The following is a 22,548-nucleotide window of genomic DNA, read 5'->3' as shown; positions in this document are numbered from 1 at the left end:
GACGGCTGCCTGCGCCCGTCTCGACAGCGAAAAAAAAGGGGAGCACATGCCCCCCCGAGGTTTAAAGCGTTGTACCGAGGCCGTTATCTCAGCCTTCGATCTCGATCAGGATTTCACCCGGGTTGACCCGGTCGCCCTTGGCGACGTGGATGGCAGTGACCTTGCCGGCAATCGCGGCCTGGACTTCGGTTTCCATCTTCATCGCTTCGGTGATCAGCACCGCCTGGCCCGCCTTGACGGTGTCGCCCTCCTTGACCAGCACATCGACGATGTTGCCCGGCATGGTGGTGCTGACGTGGCCCGGCGCCGAGGCCTGCTTGCGCTTGCTGCTGCCGCCGCCGACGAACTCGTTGAGGGGCTCGAACACCACTTCTTCCGGCATGCCGTCGATGGACAGGTAGAAGTGACGCTTGCCCTCGGCCTTGACCCCGACACCGGTGATGTCGACGCGGTAGGTCTCGCCGTGGACGTCGATGACGAACTCGGTCGGCACGCCTTCGCCGCCCGCCTTCGCCACACCACCGGCCTCAGGAATCGGCAACAGCACTTCCGGCGCGAGGGTGCCGGCGGCACGCTCTTCGAGGAACTTGCGCCCGATGTCCGGGAACATGGCAAAGGTCAGCACGTCTTCTTCGGACTTGGCCAGGGCACCGATATCGGCACGCAGCTTGGTCATTTCCGGCTTGAGCAAGTCGGCCGGACGCACGTCGATGACCTCTTCGCTGCCGATGGCCTGACGACGCAGTTTTTCGTTGACCACACCAGGCGCCTTGCCGTAACCGCCCTGCAGGTACAGCTTCACCTCGTTGGTGATGGTCTTGTAACGCTCGCCGGCCAGTACGTTGAAGAACGCCTGGGTGCCGACGATCTGCGACGTCGGGGTCACCAGCGGCGGGAAGCCGAGGTCTTCACGCACGCGCGGGATTTCCGCCAGCACTTCGGCCATGCGGTTCAACGCGCCCTGTTCTTTCAACTGGTTGGCAAGGTTGGAAATCATCCCGCCCGGCACCTGATTGACCTGCACGCGGGTGTCGACGGCGGTGAATTCGCTTTCGAACTGGTGGTACTTCTTGCGCACGGCGTAGAAGTACAGGCCGATTTCCTGCAGCAATTCGAGGTTCAGACCGGTGTCGTACTCGGTGCCCTTGAGCGCAGCGACCATCGACTCGGTACCCGGATGGCTGGTGCCCGAGGCGAAGCTGGAGATCGCGGTGTCGATGTGGTCGGCGCCGTTTTCGATCGCCTTGAGCTGGCACATGCTCGCCAGGCCGGCCGTGTCATGCGAGTGGATGAACACCGGCAGCGACTGCTCGGCTTTCAACGCGCGGACCAGTTCGCCGGTGGCGTACGGCGTCAGCAGACCGGCCATGTCCTTGATCGCCACAGAGTCGCAACCCATGGCTTCCATTTGCTTGGCCTGGGCGACGAACGCGTCGATGGTGTGCACCGGGCTGGTGGTGTAGGCGATGGTGCCCTGGGCATGTTTGCCGGCAGCTTTCACCGCTTCGATGGCCACGCGCAGGTTACGCACATCGTTCATGGCGTCGAAGATGCGGAATACGTCGATGCCGTTGACCGCGGCCTTGGCGACAAAGGCTTTGACCACGTCGTCGCTGTAGTGGCGGTAGCCGAGCAGGTTCTGCCCGCGCAGGAGCATCTGCAGGCGGGTGTTGGGCAGCGCGGCGCGCAGTTGGCGCAGGCGCTCCCACGGGTCTTCCTTGAGAAAACGTACGCAGGCGTCGAACGTCGCGCCGCCCCAGCATTCCAGCGACCAGTAGCCGACTTTGTCGAGCTTGTCGCAGATCGGCAGCATGTCTTCGGTGCGCATGCGGGTGGCGAGCAGCGATTGGTGAGCGTCGCGCAGGATGGTGTCAGTAACGAAGATCTTCTTGGTCATTGGTATCTCCTCATAGCGGCAAGCTGCAGGCTACAAGCTGCAAGAAAAAGCCGAGTCGCTCTTGCTTGTCGCTTGCGGCTGCCAGCTTGCGGCTGCATTTATAGGCCTGCGTGGGCAGCAATGGCGGCGGCGATGGCCAGGGCCAGCTCTTCGGGTTTGCGCTTGATCGAGTAGTTGGTCAGTTCCGGGTGGCTTTCGACGAAGCTGGTATTGAACTGGCCGCTACGGAATTCCGGGTTACGCAGGATTTCCTGGTAGTACGCGGCCGTGGTCTTCACGCCTTGCAGACGCATGTCGTCGAGGGCGCGCAAGCCACGGTCCATCGCCTCTTCCCAGGTCAGCGCCCAGACCACCAGTTTCAGGCACATCGAGTCGTAGAACGGCGGAATGGTGTAGCCGGTGTAGATCGCCGTGTCGGTGCGTACGCCCGGGCCACCGGGAGCGTAGTAACGGGTGATCTTGCCGAAGCTCGGCAGGAAGTTGTTTTTCGGATCTTCGGCGTTGATCCGGAATTGCAGGGCAAAACCGCGATGCTGGATGTCCTCCTGCTTCACCGACAACGGCAGGCCGGAGGCGATGCGGATCTGTTCGCGGACGATGTCGATCCCGGTGATTTCCTCGGTGATGGTGTGTTCCACCTGCACCCGGGTGTTCATCTCCATGAAGTACACCTCGCCCTCGGCGAGCAGGAACTCCACGGTACCGGCGTTCTCGTAACCCACGGCCTTGGCCGCGCGCACCGACAGGTCGCCGATGTAGGCGCGCTGTTCGGGAGTCAGTTGCGGGCTCGGGGCGATCTCGATCAGCTTCTGGTTGCGGCGCTGGATCGAGCAGTCACGCTCGAACAGGTGCACGACATTGCCGAAGCTGTCGCCGAGGATCTGCGCTTCGATGTGTTTCGGGTTGACGATGCATTTTTCCAGGAACACTTCCGCCGAACCGAAAGCCTTGGTCGCTTCGGAAATCACCCGAGGGAAATTCTGTTCGAGTTCTTCGCGGCTGTTGCAGCGACGAATACCGCGGCCGCCACCACCGGAGGTGGCCTTGAGCATCACCGGGTAACCGATGCGGTCACCCTCGGCCAACGCTTCCTCGATACCCGAGACGTTGCCTTCGGTGCCCGGCGTAACCGGCACGCCCGCTTTGATCATGCTGCGGCGGGCTTCGGTCTTGTCGCCCATGCGGCGGATGACTTCCGCCGACGGGCCAATGAATTTGATTCCGCGTTCGGCGCAGATGTCCGCCAGTTCGGCGTTTTCCGAAAGGAAACCATAGCCGGGGTGCAGCGCATCGCAGCCGGTTTCCACGGCCAGGTTGACCAGCTTGCGCGGGTTCAGGTAACCGGCCAGCGGCTCGGCACCAATGCTGTGGGCCTCGTCCGCACGCTTTACATGCAGGGCATGCCGGTCGGCGTCGGAATAAATCGCAACCGAGCGGATGCCCATCTCGGCGCACGCACGCACGATTCGTACGGCAATCTCACCACGGTTGGCGATCAGGATCTTTGTTATCACTTGGAGGTTCCCTTGAGCCGGTGGTACCCACGACCTGCTAGACCCAGGTCGACGCGTGACCAAATGTTTCAATCTGGTCGCGCCCCCACACTAGCGCCAGCAAGGGATTAACAAAAATGAATAAAAATTGGGTCAGGCATAAGTAAAGACTTATAGTCACAGCACAATCCATTGGCCAGAGCCGGTAGAAAATGCGTAAGTCCTTGATGCGTATGACATTGCGTCAGTTGCAGATCTTCAACGAGGTGTGCGATTTGCGTTCCTACAGCCGTGCGGCAGAGGAAATGTCGCTCACCCAACCGGCCGTGAGCCTACAGATTCGTCAGCTTGAAGAGCTGATCGGCCAGCCGCTGTTTGATTACGTTGGCAAGAAACTCTACATGACCGAAGCCGCCGAGGCGCTGCAGCGCGCCAGCCGCGATATCTTCGGGCGCCTGGAAAACCTCGACATGCAGCTGTCGGACATGCAGGGCTCGCTGCAGGGGCAGCTGAAACTGGCCGTGGAATCCAGCGCCAAATACTTCGTGCCGCACCTGTTTGCCGCGTTCAAGCGCCAGCACCCGGAAGTCAATCTGCAACTGACGGTGGTCAACCGTGGCCAGGTAATCCGCCGTCTCTCGGACAATCGCGACGACCTGGTGATCATGTCGATGGTGCCGCAAGACATGGGCCTGGAGTTCCTGCCGTTCCTCAACAATCCGATTGTCGCCGTGGCACGTCCGGATCACCCGCTGGCGCACATGGGCCCGCTGCGTCTGCAGGATCTCGAGCCTTACACCTTGCTGATCCGCGAGCCGGGTTCGGGCACGCGCCTGGCCTGCGAGGAATACTTCAAGGAGAAACGCGTGCACTTCACCCAGACCCAGGAGGTCGCCTCGGCCGAAGCGCAGCGAGAGTGCGTGGTGGCGGGTCTGGGCCTGGCGCTGTTGACGCGCCACGCCCTCAACCTGGAGCTGGCGACCGGTGGCCTGGTCGAGCTGCCGGTCGAGGAGTTGCCGCTGTTTCGCAGCTGGTGCCTGGTGCAGGCCAAGGCCAAGCGCCTGTCACCGGTGGCGCACGCCTTCCTGGCGTTTATCCGCAGCGAACGGGTGCAGATCAGCGCGCTGGTTGAGCGCTTCGCCGGGAAACTGCCGGTGATGCCTGCCAATGGTTGAGTGCGATGTCCTCGGGAAAATCGCCGATTTCGGCCTGAAGCTGGCGAAGTTCGAAGCGATCTTCGATGGCGCGGCGAAACTCCATGCGGCGCTGATCTTCCTGCTGACGACGGGTTTTCGCGGCGCTGTTGCGTTCTTCGTAGGGCTGAGCCATTTCGAGTCTCCCAAGGCGAGTACGGGAGTTTCACGATAGGCGCGGGGGATGACCGTTTGGCTGCGCGGGGATGACAGTGCGATGAAAGTTGCGGGTGGCGCATTGTTATCGAGGACGCTTTCGCGAGCAGGCTCGCTCCCACATTCGGCCGCGGTTTGCCGCGGAATTTTTATGAACGGCAGATCCCGTGGCAGCGAGCCTGCTCGCGAATCAGCTCGAAACAACCCCGGATGACCTCAGTCATCCAGGGCTTTCACCGCCTTGGGCGACAGGCGCAAGCTGCGCAGGCTGCGCTTGACGCTCTTGAGGTGATTGACCAGGCTCGGCCCGCGCGCCATGGCCACGCCCATGGCCAGCACGTCGATCACCACCAGGTGAGCGATACGTGAAGTCAGCGGCGTATAGATTTCGGTGTCTTCGTGCACGTCGATGGCCAGGTTGACCGTCGACAACTCGGCCAGCGGCGTCTGGCTCGGGCACAACGTAATCAGCGAAGCGCCGCTCTCGCGCACCAGGTTGGCGGTGATCAGCAAGTCCTTGGAGCGCCCGGACTGGGAAATGCAGATCGCCACGTCAGTCGGCTTCAGGGTCACCGCCGACATCGCCTGCATGTGCGGGTCGGAGTACGCCGCCGCCGTCAGCAGCAGACGGAAAAACTTGTGCTGCGCATCCGCCGCCACCGCACCCGACGCGCCAAAGCCGTAGAACTCGACGCGCTGGGCCTGGGACATCAGCGTCACCGCACGCTGCAGCTCCAGCGGATCGAGCTTCTCGCGCACTTCCATCAGCGTGTGCAGGGTGGTGTCGAAGATCTTCAGGCTGTAGTCGGCGACCGAATCGTCTTCATGGATCGCGAACTGGCCGAAGCTGGCACCGGCGGCCAGGCTTTGCGCCAGTTTGAGCTTGAGATCCTGGAAACCGGAACAACCGATGGCACGGCAGAAGCGCACGATGGTCGGTTCGCTGATGCCGACGCTGTGGGCCAGGTCGGCCATGGAGCTGTGCATCACCGCCGCAGGGTCAAGCAGCACGTGGTCGGCGACCTTGAGCTCCGACTTGCGTAACAGGTGACGTGACTGGGCAATGTGTTGCAGCAGATTCAAAGGGCTGGACTCTTGTTATGGGCAGATGCCGGGGATGTAGCAAGCTTGTAGTTATACTACATGAATTGGCTTTTTGCCTGCTCAATGCGTAACTGGATGCCCCCCAATCAGGCGTCATGCGCTGCATGTAGCCCTTTAGCGGGGAATTTCCTGCCCGCGCAATAACCCGGCCAGGGCGGCGGCCTCCACTGGACGGCTGATCAGATAGCCCTGCACCTCGTCGCAGCCTTCGGCCTGGAGGAACTCAAGCTGCTCCGCACGCTCGACCCCCTCGGCCACCACCTTCAACGACAACCCGTGGGCCATGGCAATGATCGCGCGAGTGATCGCCGCGTCCTCGCTGCCCTCCCCCAGCCCGCGAATAAACGCCTGGTCGATCTTCACGTAATCCACCGGGATGCGCTTGAGGTAGCTCAGCGATGAATAGCCGGTGCCGAAATCGTCGATCGCCAGTTTCACCCCCAGATCGCGCAGTTGCTGGAACGTCGCGATGATGTGTTCGACGCTGTCGAGCAACTGGCTTTCGGTGAGTTCCAGCTCCAGGTAGTGCGGTGCCAGCCCGGTTTCTTCCAGCACCTGGCGCACCAGGCTGACCAGCTTGCCCTGGCGCAGCTGGTGCACCGAAAGGTTCACCGAAACGCGGATCGGTGCCAGCCCCTGACGCTGCCATTCGCAGGCCTGCCAGCACGCCTGGCGCAAGACGAATTCGCCGATCGGTCCGATCAGCCCGGTTTCCTCGGCAAGGCCGATGAAGTCCCCCGGCGGTACCCGGCCCATGGTCGGGTGATCCCAGCGCACCAGTGCTTCCGCGGCATTCAGGCGCCCCGTCGCCAGGCACAGTTTCGGTTGATAGAACACATTCAGCTGCTTGTCCTCGATGGCTTTGCGCAGCTGGTTTTCCAGCTGCAGACGCTCGAGGGTGCTGGCCTGCAGGCTGTCGGTGTAGAACTGGAAGTTGTTCCCGCCCAGGTGCTTGGCATGCTGCATGGCCATGTTCGACTGGCTGACCAGCGCGGAAATCTCCCGAGCATTGTCCGGCAACATGCTGATGCCCATCGACGCGCTGACCACCAGCTCGTGCCCCTCCACCGTCACCGGCAGACGCAGTTTGCTCGACAGCCGCGTGGCGACTCGCGCCAGGCTCGACAGGTTGCCGTAGGCATCGAACAACACCGCGAACTCATCGCCGGACAGCCGGGCGATGGTGTCCGCCTCCGGCAGGGCATTGACCAGACGCCGCGACATTTTCTGCAGCAACTGATCGGCGATTTCGTGCCCCAGGCTGTCGTTGAGCAGCTTGAAGCGATCGAGGTTGATGTGCAGCAGCGCCAGGCTGCGCCGCCCGCCCTGCCGCACGCGCTGATGGGCTTCGTGCAGGCGTTCGCGGAACAGCGAACGGTTGGCCAGCCCGGTCAGTTCATCGTAGTGGGTGAGGTAGCGCATGCGCTCTTCGGATTCGCGGCGCGCCGACAGATCGGCGAAGAAGCCCACGATATGACTGACGTTGCCGCGATTATCGCGCACCGCATTCAGTTGCAGCCATTGCGGATACAGCTCGCCGTTCTTGCGCGTTTCCACCAGCTCGCCCTGCCAGCTGCCGTGTTGCTCCAGTGCATGGCGGATCGCCACGTAATGCCGGCGGGCATCGCGACTGCACGGCAACTCGACGACATTGCGCCCGAGCATGTCGTCGATGTCGTAACCGGTGACGCGGCTGAACGCCTGGTTGATCGCAATCAGTTGATAGTCCGGGTCGAGGATCACGATGCCTTCGCTGGCCGCCTCGAACACGGTTGCCGCCAGTTGCTGCTGCGCTTCCAGGCTTTTGCTGGCGCTGATATCGCGGCGGGTGCCGACCATGCGAATCACCCGCCCGCTGTCGCTGCGCTCCACCGCGCGGCCACGGTCTTCGATCCACACCCAGTGGCCGTCGCCGTGGCGCACGCGGTATTCGATCTGGTAGTCCTCGGTGCGCCCTTTCAAGTGCTCGATCAGCGCATGCTTGAGCGCCGGCACATCTTCCGGGTGCAGGCGTGGCTTGAGATCGCGGAGGATCGCCGTGACGTACTCCGGAGCGAGGCCGAACAGCTCTTCGATCTGCGTGTGATGCACTTCGTCGGTCTGCAGGTTCCAGTCCCACAGCCCCAGCTCACTGGCCTTCAGCGCCAGGGCCAGGCGCGCCTCGCTCTTGCTCAGGGCCTGATTGGCGGCGTCGAGTTCGCGGCTGCGCTGGGCGACCCGGTCTTCCAGTTCGATCTGCGCTTCGCGCAATTGGCTTTCGGCGCAGCGCCGCTGCTCGATTTCCCTGGCCAGCTCCTGATTGAGCTGTTCGCCGCGCGCCTGCGTCTGCTGCAGGTGTTCGATCAGGTGCTGGTTCTGGAAGCGCCGCAGCATGCCGCGATCGATCAGCCGGTTGACCTGCCACGCCACCACGCTCAACGAACCGAGCAGGATCAGCCCGAGCCAGCCCCAACCGCGCGCCTGCTCGTCACCGCCCCACAATAGATAGCCGATGGCCGGCAGCAGGCACGGCAAGGTAAAGGACAGGAACGCCGGCAGGCTGACGGCGTAGGCGACGCTGGCGGACAGCGTGGCGGCGCCGATCAGGCCGAACACCCAGGCTTGTTGCATGAAGTTGTCGGCCGGCACCAGCGCAATGCCGGCGCCGGCCAGGGTCAGGCCGGTCAGGGTCGAGCCGAGCCAGAACATCCGCCGCCAGATCGGCTGGGCCTGGCGGTCGGGGATCGCCGAATCGAACGCGGCGACCTGAATCACCCGCAACGCGACCAGCGACAGCAGCCACACCAGCCAGATGCTGACCACGAAGTAGCGCTGCGGACTCCAGAGCAGAGCAGCGCAGACCAGGCCATTGATCAACATGAACAGCGTGGGCAGCAGAGAGCCCTGATAAAGCAAACGCGTGCGTTCGACCGCCATCTGCGTGGCGTAGTGCTTGCGGATAACCCGGGGTTCCACAGAGGGGCCCGACAGTTCGGAGCTGAGGGTCATGGGCAACGTTCTTGTTCTTATAAGGACGGGCACGCGCCCGAAATGTGCACGGAGCATACACAAGCCGCTCCACTTGCCAAACTGCTCCAGATCATAATTTGCGCGAAACTTTTCCCCCGTCGATCCCCGGAAAAACCCGCAGAGCGAGGCAGGCCAACGCCTGTAGCCAGTGACCGACCGGTCGTCATCAACAGCACTTTCATCGGCTAATGCAAAGCTCGGTTTGCCCGGGCCTGCGGCGCACCCTAGAATGCCCCGATGCGCGATGATCTCTCCCTTTTGCTGAACTCCCTCAACGATGCCCAACGGCAGGCCGTAGCGGCCCCTGTCGGCCGTCAGTTGGTCCTGGCCGGTGCCGGCTCCGGTAAGACCCGAGTGCTGGTGCACCGTATCGCCTGGCTGATCCAGGTCGAAAACGCCTCGCCCCACTCCATCCTGTCGGTGACCTTCACCAACAAGGCTGCCGCCGAGATGCGCCACCGCATCGAGCAGTTGCTGGGGATCAACCCGGCCGGCATGTGGGTCGGCACCTTCCACGGCCTGGCGCACCGCCTGCTGCGGGCACACTGGCAAGAAGCCGGCCTGAGCCAGACCTTCCAGATTCTCGACAGCGACGACCAGCAACGCCTGGTCAAGCGGGTGATCCGCGAGCTGGGGCTGGACGAACAACGCTGGCCGGCGCGCCAGGCGCAATGGTTCATCAACGGGCAGAAAGACGAAGGCCTGCGTCCGCAGCACATTCAGGCCAGCGGCGACCTGTTCCTCGCCACCATGCGCGGCATCTACGAAGCCTATGAGGCGGCGTGCCAGCGTGCCGGCGTCATCGATTTCTCCGAACTGCTGCTGCGTGCCCTCGACCTGTGGCGCGACCACCCGGGCCTGCTGGCGCATTACCAGAAGCGCTTCCGGCACATCCTGGTGGACGAGTTCCAGGACACCAACGCCGTGCAGTACGCCTGGTTGCGTCTGCTGGGCAAGGGCGGCGACAGCCTGATGGTGGTCGGCGACGACGACCAGTCGATCTACGGCTGGCGCGGCGCGAAAATCGAGAACATCCACCAGTATTCCTCCGATTTCCCGGACTCGGTGACCATTCGCCTGGAGCAGAACTATCGCTCCACCGCCGGCATCCTCAAGGCCGCCAACGCCTTGATCGCCAACAACACCGGACGCCTGGGCAAAGAGCTGTGGACGGACGGCGGCGACGGCGAGGCGATCAATCTGTACGCCGCGTTCAACGAACACGACGAAGCACGCTACGTGGTCGAAACCATCGAAAGCGCGCTGAAAACCGGCCTGGCGCGCAGTGATATCGCGATTCTGTACCGCTCCAACGCGCAATCGCGCGTGCTCGAAGAAGCCTTGCTGCGCGAGCGCATTCCATACCGCATCTACGGTGGCCAGCGCTTCTTCGAACGCGCCGAAATCAAGAACGCCATGGCCTACCTGCGCCTGCTCGAAGGTCGCGGCAACGACGCGGCGCTGGAGCGGGTGATCAACGTCCCGGCCCGCGGCATCGGCGAGAAAACCGTCGAGGCGATCCGCGAGCATGCGCGCCACAGCGATGTCTCGATGTGGGAAGCGATGCGCCAACTGGTGGCCAATAAAGGTCTGACCGGGCGCGCCGCCAGCGCCCTCGGCGCCTTTATCGAGCTGATCGAAAACCTCGCCGCCAAATGCGCCGAGATGCCGCTGCACCTGATGACCCAGACCGTCATCGAACAGTCCGGCCTGATCGCCTACCACGAAGCGGAAAAAGGCGAGAAAGGCCAGGCCCGGGTGGAAAACCTTGAGGAACTGGTCAGCGCCGCGCGCAACTTCGAGAACACCGAAGACGACGAAGAGCTGACCCCCCTGGCGGCATTCCTCGGTCACGCGTCGCTGGAGGCTGGCGACACCCAGGCCGACGAACACGAAGACAGCATCCAGCTGATGACCCTGCACAGCGCCAAGGGCCTGGAATTCCCCTACGTGTTCCTGGTGGGCATGGAAGAAGGCCTGTTCCCGCACAAGATGAGCCTGGAAGAACCCGGACGCCTTGAAGAAGAACGACGCCTGGCCTACGTCGGCATCACCCGGGCGATGCAGAATCTGGTGATGACCTACGCCGAAACCCGACGCCTGTACGGCAGCGAGACCTACAACAAGGTTTCGCGTTTCGTCCGCGAAGTGCCGAAGGGTCTGATCCAGGAAGTGCGCCTGTCCAACAGCGTCAGCCGTCCGTTCGGCGGCAATCAGTCGATGAGCGGCAGCAACCTGTTCAGCGGCAGCGAGATCCCGGAGACCGGCTTCAGCCTCGGCCAGGCCGTACGCCATTCGATCTTCGGCGACGGCGTGATCCTCAACTTCGAAGGCGCCGGCGCCCAGGCGCGGGTGCAGGTGAATTTCAGCGAAGGCAGCAAGTGGCTGATGCTCGGTTACGCCAAGCTGGAAGCAATCTGACCGGTTCGCTTTTGTGTGGCAGTGAGCCTGCTCGCGAATGAAATCGCCTCGGTGTATCCGATACACCGCAGCGGGGCTTTCGCGAGCAGGCTCGCCCCCACAGGGTTTGCCATTGAGTGATCTATCAAGGAAATCGCCATGGGCTCAGGCTTCTTTTCTTCCTGGACGTTCTGGGCCCTGCTCTCGGCCACCTTCGCTGCGCTGACCGCGATCTTCGCGAAGATTGGCATCGAAAACGTCAACTCCGACTTCGCCACGCTGCTGCGCACGGTCGTGGTGCTGGTCAGCCTGGCCTTGATTTTGTACGCAACGGGCCAATATCAGTCATTGAGCTCGATCTCCGCCAAAAGCTACCTGTTCCTGCTTCTCTCGGGTCTGGCCACAGGCGCTTCGTGGCTGTGCTACTTCCGCGCGCTGAAGCTCGGCCCGGCTTCCCTGGTGGCGCCGGTGGACAAGCTCAGCGTGGTGCTGGTGGCCGTGATCGGCGTGGCGCTGTTGGGAGAGAAACTCGACGTGCGCCAATGGGGCGGCATCGGGCTGATCACTGCGGGCGTGGTGTTGTTGGCGCTGCGTCGTTAAGCCAATCTCTCACTGAACCTATCTCTTTTTCCTACAGACAAAAGTACATAGCCTTATTGCCTCGACCGAGCTGAACGTAACCTGTCAGGCAAAAGCCCGAAACACTCTCTCGCTAGCCAGTAACACTTCAGCTGTGCAACATGGCGCGCGTGTCTCCACAAACGGGAATTCCCTTTATGAAACGTTTTCTTAGCATCGCCATGGCGTTGTGCATCGGCCTGACGATGAGCCTCGACGCCAACGCCAAGCGCTTCGGTGGTGGCAAAAGCGCCGGCGCTGCGCCGACGCACCAGACCAGCCAGATGGCTCCTTCTTCTCCAGGCATGGGCGGCGCAGCAGCGACCGCGGGTGCTGCCGGCGCTGCCGGTGCCGCGGCCAAGGCCGGCGGCGCGTCGAAATGGCTCGGCCCGTTGGCCGGTATCGCCGCCGGTGGCCTGCTCGCCTCGATGTTCATGGGCGGCGGCTTCCAGGGCATGCAGATCTTCGACATCCTGATCATGGCCGTGATCGCGTTCGTGATCTTCCGCTTCATCGCCGCCCGTCGACGCAAGCAGCAGGAGCATCTGGCTCCGGCCGGCGCGCCGATGCAGCGTGAAGTGTTCGAACAGAAGCCAGCAGCCATGGGCTCGATCTTCGGTGGCTCGGCAGCACCTGCCGCCCGTCCGGTGATCAATGCACCAGCCTGGTTCAACGAACAGCGTTTCCTTGAAGCCGCGCGCAGCCACTTCCAGGCGCTGCAGCAGCACTGGGACGCCAACGAAATGGACAAGATCGCCGAGTTCGTGACCCCGCAAATGCTCGAGTTCCTCAAGCGTGAGCGTGCCGATCTGGGTGACGGCTTCCAGTCGACCTACATCGACAATCTCCAGGTACAACTGGACGGTGTCGACGATCGCGCCGACAAGACCATCGCCACCCTGACCTTCAGCGGCGTGTCGAAGACCTCGCGCTTCGACCAGGGCGAAGTGTTCAGCGAAAGCTGGAACATGGAACGTCCGCAGGGCGACAACCAGCCTTGGCTGGTCGCCGGTATCCGCCAGAACGGCTGATCCCCTGCACGATGCGTTTCGCGGTAATGAAAACCCCGGCCTCGGCCGGGGTTTTCTATTTCGCGGTTGCATCTATAGCGAGCTACTGTATAAACCGGCCCATATAAACCGCGCCATTCAAGCAAGAGGATCCCGGACGTGGAAGAAATCATCGAACAACTGCGCGAAGCCAACGAACCGGTACCGGTTCCTCTGGAGTTGCCCGACGAAGACCAGCTGGTGGAAATCGAAGAAGAACTGTTCATCAACATCCCGTTCGTCTTCAAGGAATTCCTGCTGACCGTCAGCGACGTGGTTTACGGCAGTCTGGAGCCGGTGACCGTCACCGATCCGCAATCCCACACCTACCTGCCGGATGTCGCCGCCAACGCCTGGGACGCCGGCGTGCCGCGCGACCTGATCCCGATCTGCCAGGACGGCGACAATTACTACTGCGTCGAAGAAGACGGCACCGTGGTGCTGTGGTCCGGCGAAGAAGAGCTGATCACCGAAGAGTCATGGGAATCGGTCTGGCACTGGGCGCGGGACGTCTGGCTGGAAAGCTGATCCGTCCGCTGCCCCCGGGTGGTCAATGCCCCGGCGATTCCTTGTGGTTGTCGAGGGTTTCCAGCAGGGCCACCTGCATCCGCGTGTGCACGCGGATGAACCAGCGCCACAGCAGCGCCGCTACGGCGGCCGTAACCACGGCAATCAGCACCAGCAACTTGTTGGTCGGCAGGATGCTGGCCGACAAGGCTGCCAGCAGCAGGAAAATCACCAGCAGCGAGAGGATCGGGATCACTTCGGCGATCACCCGACGCACTCGCTGCGTGTGCCGTCCGGCCATCTCCGGCTTCACGCCCATCTCCGCCAGCAGCATCGACAGCGCCTTGAGCTTGCGATAGGCAGCGATCAAAAACGGCAGCGACAGCAGTAATGCCCCGCCCCAGATCAACGCTTTCTGCCAGCTCGGATCGCTGATCCAGTCCTGCATCCACACCGACAGGCGACCGGCGAAGAACGCGCCGCTGAAGAAAATCGCGATCACCAGCGCCAGATTGACCCCGACTTGCAACAGAATCCGCCGAATCATCGCCGCCAGCATCGCGCCCTCGCCTTGCGGCTGGATGCTGCGCAGCCATTCGCCGTACAGGCCGAACACCCGGCCGAGACGCTTGGGCATAGCAGCGGACAACTTGATCGACAGCGGATCGGCAGCGCGGATCAGGTACGGCGTCAGCAGCGTGGTGATCACCGAAACCGCTACGGCCACCGGATAGAGGAAATTGCTGGTGACCTGCAGGGTCATGCCCAGCGCGGCGATGATGAAGGAGAATTCGCCAATCTGTGACAGCCCCATGCCGACCCGCAGTGAGGTGCGTCCATCATTGCCGGCGATAAACGCCCCGAGGCCGCAGGACAGCATCTTGCCCAGCACCACGGCGACGGTGATCACGGCAATCGGCCACGCATATTGCAGAAGAATCATCGGGTCGAGCATCAGGCCGATGGCGACGAAGAAAATCGCACTGAACAGATCGCGTACCGGCTCGATCAGCCGCTCGATTTTCAGCAGCTGCCGCGACTCGGCCATGATCGCGCCAATCAGGAACGCCCCCAGCACCATGCTGTACTCGAGCTTGACCACCAGCAGGCAGAAGCCGAAGCACAGGCCCAGCACGGTAATCAGCAGCATTTCGTTGCTGTCGAATCTGGCCACATAGGCCAGCAGCCGCGGCACCAGCAGAATGCCGATGACCAGGGCGACGATCATGAACAGCGAGAGTTTGCCGACCGTGGAAAACACCTCGCCGGAACTCACCGTGCCGCTGACAGCGATGCTCGACAGCAAGGCAATGATGCCGATACCGAGGATGTCCTCGACGATCAGCACGCCGAAGATCAGCTGGGCGAAGCGCTCGTTCTTCATCTTCAGGTCGTTGAGGGCCTTGACGATGATGGTGGTCGAGGAAATCGCCAGGATCGCGCCCAGGAACAGCGAATCCATGGTGTTCCAGTCGAACCAGCGGCCAATCTCGTAGCCGATCCAGATCATCAGCACGATCTCGAGGAACGCCGCGATAAACGCCGTGGCCCCCACCTTGAACAATTTGCGCAGGCTGAACTCGAGCCCGAGACAGAACATCAGGAAGATCACCCCCAGTTCGGCGAGAGTCTTGATGGTTTCTTCGTCGTGGATCAAACCGAAGGGCGGCGTGTGCGGGCCGATGATGAATCCGGCGACGATGTAGCCCAGCACCACCGGTTGCTTGAAGCGGTGAAACAGCACGGTCACCACACCCGCGACCAGCATGATCACTGCCAGATCCTGAATAAAACTGATGGCATGCATGGCGTGGGCTCCTTGAATGACGAGGCTCGCGCAGGCATCGGAAATGTCTGAACGAACTAAGTAAAAATCCGCTTCTGGTGTAGGAATCGCCCTCGGGCCGGGCTTTCGCAGGGTAACACCGCGACTTCCGCCTGAAAGGCGGTGCAATATATGGAAACAGATCGATCCGGGCGTGACGGCGGCCGGTCGTCTGGCGTCCCGATAACGGTGGTTTTGAAAAGCGACCAGGCGCCCACAGAGGTGCTTCTTCCAGCAACCCTGCCTTGACCCGTGAGAACGTTATGGAACCCGGAAACGCCCAGCTGTCGATGACGGTACTGATGACCCCCGACATGGCCAACTTCTCTGGCAATGTCCACGGCGGCACCCTGCTCAAATACCTCGACGAAGTGGCTTATGCCTGCGCCAGCCGCTATGCCGGCCGCTACGTGGTGACCCTGTCGGTCGATCAGGTGATTTTCCGCGAGCCGATCCATGTCGGCGAACTGGTGACCTTTCTGGCCTCGGTCAACTACACCGGCAACACCTCGATGGAAGTCGGCATCAAAGTGGTGACCGAGAACATCCGCGAACGCTCGGTGCGCCACACCAACAGCTGCTTCTTCACCATGGTCGCCGTGGATGACCAGCGTAAACCGGCGCCGGTGCCACCGCTGCAGCCGCAGAACAGCGAAGACAAGCGCCGCTACATGCAGGCCCAACAGCGCCGGCAGATTCGCCAGGAACTGGAAAAGCGTTATCAGGAAATCAAGGGCGACGCCTGAGATCGATAGCGATCTGCCGATCGCTTTCGTGAACAGACTCGCTGCCACAGGGTTGACGCTGAACCTGTAGCAGCGAGCCTGCTCGCGAATGAGGGCAACGCAGTCTTACAGACTGATCGCGGTGGCCTCGAACTTCACCCGTGGATGCGCAATCCGGTCCTGCGCCCGCACCAGTTGCAACTCGTAACTGGCGCACGCCTGGGTTTCCAGCAGCACCTCGTGCACCGCGGCCGCCGTGAATTCGAACGCCGCTACCAGGCTGTCGCCCAGCAACACCCGCGCCAGGAACAGGCCGGACGTCAGGTCGCCCACGCCCACCGGCTGCCGGGGAAACGCCAGCAACGGCCGGCGCAGATGCCAGCTGCCCTCGGCGGTCACCAGCAACATTTCAAAACCATCGGCCGGCTTGCCCGGGTAGTCCAGATGCTTGACCAGCACCGCTTTCGGCCCGCGTGCCAGCAGCGCCCGTGCCATGGCCAGGCAATCGAACAGCGACTGCGGCTTGCGCCCGGAGAAACTGTCCAGCTCCAGCTGGTTCGGACACATGAAGTCCGCCACCGCCGCCGCTTCCTCGAGCAGGAAGTCGCTGACCTCCGCCGGTACGCTGCAGCCTTTTTCCGGATGGCCCATCACCGGGTCGCACAGATACAGCGCCTTGGGATTGACCGATTTGATGCGCGCCACGCCCCCGAGAATCGCCCGGCCCTGCGCCGCGCTGCCCAGATAGCCGGACAGCACCGCGTCGCAATTGCCCAGCTCGCCGATCGCGGCGATGCCTTCGACCAGCGCCGGGATCTGCTGCGGCGCCAGCACTTCCCCGGCCCACTGGCCGTACTGAGTATGGTTGGAGAACTGCACCGTGTTCAGCGGCCAGACATTCACCCCGACCCGCTGCATCGGAAAAACCGCAGCGCTGTTGCCGGCGTGGCCGAAAACCACGTGGGACTGGATGGCGAGCAGATGTGGCGTACGTTTCATTCGGGTTTTTCCGTAAAACGATTGAAATTCGAGCCGCGCAGTATGCGACGAAACGCAGCCTGTACGACAGACCGGCGACGCAGTTAAGCTGATGCCATCTTTTGGAGTTACTCGTTGATGCTGACCCTCGAAAATATCTTCGTGCTGATGCTGTTCGCCGCTGCCGGCGCGTGGCTATGGCACAACCACGGCCTGCGCGAGCGGGCGCTGGAACGGGTCAAGCAGCATTGCAGCAACGTTGGTGTCGAATTGCTCGACGGCAACGTGGCGCTGAAGAAGATCGCTTTCATCAAGGACGCCAGCGGCCGCCGGCGCCTGGCGCGGATCTACAACTTCGAGTTCACCGTGACGGGCGAAACCCGCCACAACGGCACCATCACCCAGTTCGGTGCGCACAGCGCGCAGATCGAACTGGCACCTTACCCGGCGCCGTTCGACGACACGCCACCGGTGGTGGAAGTGACCCGGCCACGGGCAGAAGTGATCGAGCTGAGCCAGTGGCGCCAGGAACACACCAAGTGGAAGCCCTGATTCACACCAGTCGACAGCTGGCCAACGCCTGCTGCAGCGCATCGACATCCTCGGCCTGACTGAAAATCAGCTCGATCCGCGAATCCTTGCGCCATTCGCTGGGCTGCCAGGCCAATTCGGCGTTATCCACAGCATTGGCTGACATCCAGCCCTCGGCGCCGTGCAGCACCAGCTTCGCCCGCCGCCAGGTCAGGCTGCGCAGCCAGTCGGAGATGCGCGCAGGGTCGAACACCTGACTCGGGTGCCAGCGCCAGCCGATGCTCCAGCCCCCCTCCTGCGCCTGACTCAGGCAAATCGGCAGCGCCGGGTCGCTCCACACCGCCGCTAAAGGCGCCGACCCACCGGGCAGCACCCGGTTATCCACAGCGGCCACCGCCCGCGTTGCCCCACCCGGCAATTCACTCAACGCCAATTGCGACTGCCGGGTCCAGATCAGCCTGACCGGCGGCAGTTGCGCGGCGATGTGGCGGCGGCTGATGTCATCGATGCCTTCGGCTTTGTTCAACAACAGCAAACCGGCGCTGGCCAATGCTTCGTGTTGCGCGGGTGGCAAGGCTTTGCCCGCCGCGAGCGCCTGCGCGTCCAGCACCAGCACACACGGCTGCAGCGCCAGCACCCCTTGCCAGGGTGCCTCGCTCAGCTGGCGAAGCAACTGCGCCGGATGGCCGAGCCCGGACGGCTCGATAAACAGCCGATCCGGCCGCGCCTTGCGCAACAGACGGCCGAGGCCGATCTGAAACGGCGCGCCGTTGACGCAACACAGGCAGCCCCCGGCCACCTCCCCCAGTGCGATACCATCGGCGTCGCGGGTCAGCAGCGCGGCGTCGAGACCGATCTGGCCGAACTCGTTGATCAGCACCGCCCAGCGCTCGTTTGCCGGCCGCTGGGCCATGAGCTGACGGATCAGGCTGGTCTTGCCGGCGCCCAAGGGGCCGGCGATGACGTGGGTCGGAATGTTGTGCAACATGACGGGTTTTCTGGAGGTTGAAGATGCGGTGGATGGGAGGTGCGTTGCTGTTGCTGCTGGTATGCGGCCAGGCGCTGGCGCAGGCCTGCGTGGTGCACAGCCAGGCCGAACGGCTGGACGTGAAAGTCTGCCAGCAGAACCGCAACATCCCGGAAAAACTGTTCAGCGACGGCTTCTGCCAGCCGCAGCTGGCCGGGCAGACAGTCGCCGTGCAGTACGTCGACCAGTGCCCCGGCGGCGCCTTCGGGGTGTGCAGCAACGCACAAGTCGCCAATATGCCCTATCGCCAGGATATCCACTATTACGGCGTCGCCAGCGATGCAGCGTATTTGCAGCCGTACTGCGAAGGCCAGAGCCAGGGCAAGTGGCTCAAGCCTTGAGGGGCTAGGCGAGCCAGTCGAGTGTGAGTATCAGACGTCGCTCGCCCGGCTTGAGCTGTGGCGATCGGTGTATCAGGCCGAAGCCTTCGTTGCCGCGCCATTTCTCACCTTTGAGCAGCGCCACGTCACCGCTGCGCAATGACTGAACGAAGGCTGTTTCCTGCGGCTCAGCCAGCGGATTCGCCAATTGCCGGCGATCCATGGCCCCTTCCGGCAGCCATTCGCTGCCGACACCGGCGTAGGTGGTGATAAGCCGCACGGGTACGTGGTCGACGTGAAAGCGCGGGCACATCGCCTTGTCCAGTACGCGCAAACGCAGGCCGATGCGGCGGGCGCCGAGCAGGCAGGCGAAGGCACTGACCAGCCATTGCAGGTCGGCGATAAAACCCTCGTAGCCTTGCAGGTCACGAAAGCCACTGGCCAGGCCAGTGAGATCTGGCGTGGCGTCCTCGTCGGGCAACTCCAGGCACAACGCCTCGGCGCAGGGTTCGTGCAACGACAGCAGCAACGCCGCGAAGTCGGCAATGTGCAGCGGCATTTGCCGCTGCCAGACCGCCAGGTTGACGTGATCCTCGACAATCCGCGCCAGCACTTGCGGGGTCTGACCCAGGCACTGCTCACGCGTGACCGGTTGCAGGCGTTGCGGCGCGAGCATCAGGCGGCCTCCTCCTGCCAGGCGCCAAAAGGATCGGCCAGCAAGCGCCAGCCCTCGATACCGATGGCCATTTCCGCGTCGGTCAGCAGGCAGGCATCAAGCTCGGCGGTGAGCCGGGCGAAATCGATGTCCTGGCCGATGAACACGAGCTCCTGCCGGCAGTCGCCGACGCTGGCCGTCCAGTTGTGCATGATTGCCGCGGTGTTTTCTTCGTCCTGCGGCCACTGGTCTTTCGGCACGTAACGCCACCAGCGCCCGGCAAAGCCGTAGCGCATCAGCCCGCCCGCCTGCGACCAACTGCCAGCGTCGGCAGGTTTGCTGGCAAGCCAGAAAAAGCCTTTCGAGCGCAGCAGTCGACCGTTCAACCAGGGCCGATCAATGAAATCGAAGAAGCGCTGCGGATGAAACGGCCGACGCGCGCGATAAGCGCCGGAGGCGATGCCGTATTCGCTGGTTTCCGGCACATGCTCGCCGCGCAGCTCCTGCAACCAGCCCGGGGCCTGCGCAGCTCTGTCGAAATCGAAACGGCCGGTGTCGAGAATTTTCTCCAACGGTACTTCGCCCATGACCATCGGGATGATCTCGGCCTGGGCGTTGAGGCGCTGGAGGATCGCCGTCAGCTCTTGGCGCTGGTGCTGGCTGATCAGGTCGATCTTGCTGATCAGCAGGACGTCGGCGAACTCGATCTGCTCGATCAGCAGATCAGTGATCGAACGTTCGTCGTCCTCGCCCAGGGTTTCGCCGCGGGATGCCAGGCTTTGCGCCGCCTGGTAATCGGCGAGGAAGTTCAGGCCATCGACTACAGTGACCATGGTGTCCAGACGCGCGATGTAGGCCAGGCTTTGCCCGTGCTCATCACGGAAGGTGAACGTCTCGGCCACCGGCAACGGCTCGGAGATGCCGGTGGACTCGATCAGCAGATAATCGAAGCGGCCATCGCGGGCGAGCCGGCTGACCTCTTCCAGCAGGTCCTCGCGTAACGTACAGCAGATACAACCATTGCTCATCTCGATGAGTTTTTCTTCGGCGCGGTTCAGGCTGACATCTCGCTGGACTTCGCTGCCATCGATGTTGATCTCGCTCATATCGTTAACGATGACCGCCACCCGCAAACGGTCTCTGTTACGTAGTACGTAATTCAAAAGTGTACTTTTTCCGGCGCCGAGAAAGCCTGAAAGCACGGTGACGGGCAACGGGGTAGACATTGGATAATCCTCATCAAACGGCGGCTGGAACACGCAATGGCGCATTGGCTTGCGCTTTGTGGCTGGCGCTCTGACTCGCGGATAAAAAGCACTTGAAGGGAAGCAGAGGGTAAGCTCTATTAAATGTTATACTATAACAATACTGACAATCTACTCTTCGCTTGCCGAAAGCAACCAATGACTGGAAGCTTTCTTCACCTCGTCCGGAAATCGCCATGAGAACTGCGCTAAAAGGGTTACTGCTGAGCCTCGCGATGCTGACCTGCACTGCCTGGGGCCAACTACCGGCGCTCGCCAACTGCACACGCAGCGCCAACCTGCTGGCCTGCGTTGACGGCGAGGGCAACGCCTACAGCGTCAACACCGCTGGCAGCACGATCTACCTACGCGGCTTCGACAAGACTGGAAACCGCTACTGGGCTCAAACCAACAGCCGTTATGGCCAACTGACTTTCTTCACCGGAATCGCCTCTGACGGTGAAGCGTGGGTCGGTTATACCCGCCGGGTGGGCTGGACCACCCTCAATCGCTTTTCCAGCTCCGGCGGCAGCAGCGCCAAGTTCACCTGCAACCGCCTGACCGGCTGCTAGACCTGGCTTTCTCGCTGTGCCTGCTGCCAGGCGATGTAGCTGTCGAGGGGCGGATTCTTCTGAAAATAACGCTGCAAACCCGTGAACAAGCCATCTGCTACGGCCTGCTGATGGCGCGCAGTCACTAACCGCTGACTGTCGCGCGCATTGGAAATGAACCCGGTTTCCACCAGGATCGAGGGCACGTCCGGCGACTTCAACACAGCAAATCCTGCCTGTTCCACGCGCTTCTGATGCAGCGTGGTGATGCCCGCCAGACTCTCGAGAACCGTGCTGCCCAGTTGCAGACTGGCCGCGAGGGTGGCGTTCATCGACATATCGAGAATCACCCCGGCCAACATCGGATCCTTGTCCTTGAGGTTGAGCAGGCTGCTGGCGCCGAGCAGGTCTGCACCGTTTTCTCGCTGCGCCATGAAGCGCGCGGTGGCCGATGTCGCACCGCCCTCCGACAGGCAATACACCGAAGCCCCGGAGGCGGTCAGTCGCGGTGCAGCATCGGCATGCACCGAGATAAACATGTCAGCCTTGTGCTGGCGGGCGATCTCCACGCGCTTGCGCAGCGGGACGAAAAAGTCGTCATTGCGCACCAGTTTCACATCGAAGCCTTTCTCTCTTTTCAGCCGTCGCGCGAGCAGTTGCGCGATGGACAGCACCACATCTTTTTCTCGCTCTCCCTTGGCACCCACGGCGCCAGGGTCCTTGCCACCGTGTCCAGGATCGACCACGACGATGACGTCGCGCTGCGGATGAGCCTTTGGCGCCGATGTTTCACGTGGAACCATTGGCGACGCAACGGCAGGTTTTCCAGTCAGTAGATCGAGTACCAACCGATGGCCCTGGCCGTTCTGCGGGGCCAACAGGAAGCTATTCAGCTGAACCGGCTCACGCAAATCGAGGACGATTCGCGTATCTCCCTGAGCAAAACGCCCGCAGCGAATCGCCCGAATCAGACTGTTTTCCAGTGCCAAGTGGCTGAAATCTCCCTGCAGCGTGGCGTCACTGATATCGATGATCAAGCGCTCCGGCGCGCTCAGGGAAAAGGTTTTGTAACGCACCGGACCACTCAGATCGAACACCAGGCGCAGCTTGTCTTCCGAACGCCAGAGCCTGGCACTGCGAATTTGCGTGGCGGAAACGGTGAAGGGGAACGCGAGAGCCGTGCTGGCGAGCAGCAAATTGAGCAGGTGGCGCCTATGCATATGAAAGCCTGTTCATGAAAAAGGCATCGTGGTTTGAATTGTTATA

The 22,548-nt window shown here is 62.3% G+C and carries 20 protein-coding genes; 9 read left to right on the top strand and 11 right to left on the bottom strand.

From position 1 onward, the window contains the following. Positions 1–88: 88 nt before the first annotated feature. A complete protein-coding gene (oadA, locus tag QRN70_RS15705; RefSeq protein WP_285418901.1) occupies positions 89–1,897 on the bottom strand; it encodes a sodium-extruding oxaloacetate decarboxylase subunit alpha in 1,809 nt (602 codons plus the stop codon). A 98-nt stretch (positions 1,898–1,995) separates the two neighbouring features. Continuing rightward, complete coding sequence (locus QRN70_RS15700; RefSeq protein WP_027616761.1) at positions 1,996–3,411, bottom strand: acetyl-CoA carboxylase biotin carboxylase subunit; 1,416 nt, start codon at positions 3,409–3,411, stop codon at positions 1,996–1,998. A gap of 191 nt (positions 3,412–3,602) precedes the next feature. Between QRN70_RS15700 and QRN70_RS15695 the strand changes: the two genes are divergently transcribed. Then, complete coding sequence (locus QRN70_RS15695; protein WP_285418900.1) at positions 3,603–4,565, top strand: LysR family transcriptional regulator; 963 nt, start codon at positions 3,603–3,605, stop codon at positions 4,563–4,565. Here QRN70_RS15695 and QRN70_RS15690 read toward each other — a convergent pair. The 3 genes from QRN70_RS15690 to QRN70_RS15680 form a co-directional block, all read right to left on the bottom strand. Beyond that, positions 4,507–4,719, bottom strand: a complete 213-nt coding sequence (locus tag QRN70_RS15690) for a PA3496 family putative envelope integrity protein (RefSeq protein ID WP_285418899.1) — start codon at positions 4,717–4,719, stop codon at positions 4,507–4,509. The two genes, QRN70_RS15695 and QRN70_RS15690, sit on opposite strands and share 59 nt — an antisense overlap. Before the next feature lie 236 nt (positions 4,720–4,955). Further along, positions 4,956–5,822, bottom strand: a complete 867-nt coding sequence (gene hexR / locus QRN70_RS15685) for a transcriptional regulator HexR (protein ID WP_285418898.1) — start codon at positions 5,820–5,822, stop codon at positions 4,956–4,958. A gap of 135 nt (positions 5,823–5,957) precedes the next feature. Continuing rightward, the gene (locus QRN70_RS15680) at positions 5,958–8,831 is read right to left on the bottom strand and encodes an EAL domain-containing protein (protein WP_285418897.1); all 2,874 of its coding nucleotides are present in this window, start codon (positions 8,829–8,831) and stop codon (positions 5,958–5,960) included. Positions 8,832–9,089: 258 nt separating this feature from the next. Between QRN70_RS15680 and uvrD the strand changes: the two genes are divergently transcribed. The 4 genes from uvrD (at position 9,090) to QRN70_RS15660 (ending at position 13,447) form a co-directional block, all read left to right on the top strand. Next, positions 9,090–11,273 (top strand): DNA helicase II, encoded by a 2,184-nt coding sequence (uvrD, locus tag QRN70_RS15675; RefSeq protein WP_285418896.1) that lies wholly within the window; start codon positions 9,090–9,092, stop codon positions 11,271–11,273. Between the two features lie 138 nt (positions 11,274–11,411). Beyond that, positions 11,412–11,852, top strand: coding sequence for an EamA family transporter (locus QRN70_RS15670; RefSeq protein ID WP_285418895.1), 441 nt, complete (start codon positions 11,412–11,414; stop codon positions 11,850–11,852). A gap of 176 nt (positions 11,853–12,028) precedes the next feature. Further along, positions 12,029–12,901 carry a Tim44 domain-containing protein gene (locus QRN70_RS15665; protein ID WP_285418894.1) on the top strand — a complete coding sequence of 291 codons (873 nt, stop codon included), beginning with the start codon at positions 12,029–12,031 and terminating at the stop codon, positions 12,899–12,901. A gap of 138 nt (positions 12,902–13,039) precedes the next feature. Then, on the top strand, positions 13,040–13,447 hold the full coding sequence (locus tag QRN70_RS15660) for an SMI1/KNR4 family protein (protein WP_024164487.1): 408 nt from the start codon (positions 13,040–13,042) through the stop codon (positions 13,445–13,447). Positions 13,448–13,469: 22 nt separating this feature from the next. Here QRN70_RS15660 and QRN70_RS15655 read toward each other — a convergent pair whose 3' ends face one another. Next, a complete protein-coding gene (locus QRN70_RS15655) occupies positions 13,470–15,233 on the bottom strand; it encodes a cation:proton antiporter (protein ID WP_285418893.1) in 1,764 nt (587 codons plus the stop codon). Positions 15,234–15,514: 281 nt separating this feature from the next. Here QRN70_RS15655 and QRN70_RS15650 point away from each other — a divergent pair, with 281 nt between their 5' ends. Further along, positions 15,515–15,997 carry an acyl-CoA thioesterase gene (locus tag QRN70_RS15650; protein ID WP_041073853.1) on the top strand — a complete coding sequence of 161 codons (483 nt, stop codon included), beginning with the start codon at positions 15,515–15,517 and terminating at the stop codon, positions 15,995–15,997. A 105-nt stretch (positions 15,998–16,102) separates the two neighbouring features. Here QRN70_RS15650 and pdxY read toward each other — a convergent pair whose 3' ends face one another. Further along, positions 16,103–16,975: a pyridoxal kinase PdxY gene (pdxY, locus tag QRN70_RS15645; protein ID WP_285418892.1), complete on the bottom strand. Its 873-nt coding sequence runs from the start codon at positions 16,973–16,975 to the stop codon at positions 16,103–16,105. A 117-nt stretch (positions 16,976–17,092) separates the two neighbouring features. On the opposite strand from pdxY, the gene QRN70_RS15640 reads away from it, so the two are divergent. Continuing rightward, positions 17,093–17,506: a DUF3301 domain-containing protein gene (locus QRN70_RS15640; RefSeq protein ID WP_285418891.1), complete on the top strand. Its 414-nt coding sequence runs from the start codon at positions 17,093–17,095 to the stop codon at positions 17,504–17,506. Position 17,507: 1 nt separating this feature from the next. Here QRN70_RS15640 and QRN70_RS15635 read toward each other — a convergent pair whose 3' ends face one another. Further along, the gene (locus QRN70_RS15635; RefSeq protein WP_285418890.1) at positions 17,508–18,473 is read right to left on the bottom strand and encodes a CobW family GTP-binding protein; all 966 of its coding nucleotides are present in this window, start codon (positions 18,471–18,473) and stop codon (positions 17,508–17,510) included. A 23-nt stretch (positions 18,474–18,496) separates the two neighbouring features. On the opposite strand from QRN70_RS15635, the gene QRN70_RS15630 reads away from it, so the two are divergent. Further along, positions 18,497–18,853 carry an NADH:ubiquinone oxidoreductase gene (locus QRN70_RS15630; RefSeq protein WP_285418889.1) on the top strand — a complete coding sequence of 119 codons (357 nt, stop codon included), beginning with the start codon at positions 18,497–18,499 and terminating at the stop codon, positions 18,851–18,853. A gap of 4 nt (positions 18,854–18,857) precedes the next feature. On the opposite strand, the gene QRN70_RS15625 is transcribed toward QRN70_RS15630, so the two are convergent. Continuing rightward, a complete protein-coding gene (locus tag QRN70_RS15625; protein ID WP_285418888.1) occupies positions 18,858–19,508 on the bottom strand; it encodes a DUF1826 domain-containing protein in 651 nt (216 codons plus the stop codon). Next, the gene (zigA, locus tag QRN70_RS15620) at positions 19,508–20,713 is read right to left on the bottom strand and encodes a zinc metallochaperone GTPase ZigA (RefSeq protein ID WP_285418887.1); all 1,206 of its coding nucleotides are present in this window, start codon (positions 20,711–20,713) and stop codon (positions 19,508–19,510) included. The genes QRN70_RS15625 and zigA overlap by 1 nt, the downstream gene beginning before the upstream one ends. Positions 20,714–20,928: 215 nt before the next feature. Between zigA and QRN70_RS15615 the strand changes: the two genes are divergently transcribed. Continuing rightward, positions 20,929–21,303, top strand: coding sequence for a glutamine synthetase (locus QRN70_RS15615; protein ID WP_285418886.1), 375 nt, complete (start codon positions 20,929–20,931; stop codon positions 21,301–21,303). On the opposite strand, the gene QRN70_RS15610 is transcribed toward QRN70_RS15615, so the two are convergent. Further along, a complete protein-coding gene (locus tag QRN70_RS15610; RefSeq protein ID WP_285418885.1) occupies positions 21,300–22,502 on the bottom strand; it encodes an N-acetylmuramoyl-L-alanine amidase in 1,203 nt (400 codons plus the stop codon). The genes QRN70_RS15615 and QRN70_RS15610 overlap by 4 nt on opposite strands. Between the last annotated feature and the right edge of the window lie 46 nt (positions 22,503–22,548).

The sequence above is a fragment of the Pseudomonas sp. efr-133-TYG-5 genome, from assembly GCF_030209175.1.
Taxonomy (GTDB): Bacteria; Pseudomonadota; Gammaproteobacteria; order Pseudomonadales; family Pseudomonadaceae; genus Aquipseudomonas.
This window is presented reverse-complemented; position numbering and strand designations above follow the sequence as displayed.